The organism is Actinocorallia lasiicapitis (genome assembly GCF_054778695.1).
In genome coordinates, this window is the sequence record NZ_BAAGZI010000897.1 from 1 (window position 1) to 584 (window position 584).

General features: G+C 75.0%; 1 pseudogene. It reads left to right on the top strand.

What is annotated here, in order from left to right:
- Nucleotides 1–584, top strand: a pseudogene (locus ACYVE7_RS35380) (FtsK/SpoIIIE domain-containing protein); the annotation flags it as partial.

A 584-nucleotide genomic window follows, 5' to 3' on the forward strand; every position in this document is an offset into this window, starting at 1 on the left:
GGCCGCGCGAGAAGTCGCGGGCGCTGGCCCGCTGGCTGGTCGGGCAGGCGGCGGCCCTGCACAGCCCGCGCGATCTGATGATCGTGGTGCTGTCGGGGGCCGACGACGGGGCCGAGCACTGGAACTGGGTGCGGTGGCTGCCGCACTGCGCGCCCCGCGACGGCGAGGAGTGCGTGACGCTCGTCGGCGCCGACCCGGCCGGAGCGGTCGCCAGGGTCACCGAACTCGCCATCAAGATCACTGAGCGGCGGCGGGCGGCGCAGGCGTCGTTCGGGCAGATCAAGAACGTCCAGCCGCCGTACAACGTGCTGCTCGTCCTGGACGGCGCGCGCACCCTGCGCCGTGTGCCGGGGATGCCGCAGATCCTCAAGCACGGGCCCGCCCACGGGATCCACGCGATCTGCCTCGACGAATCCGAGCGGACCCTGCCCGAGGAGTGCACGGTCGTCACCTCCTGGGACGGCGACCGGCTCGCGCTGCGCGGCCACGGGCTGGAGGAGACCGGCCTCGTCCTCGCCGACCAGGTGCCGGCCGCGTGGGCGGAGCGGGTGGCGCGGTCGCTCGCGCCCGTGCGGGACGTCTCG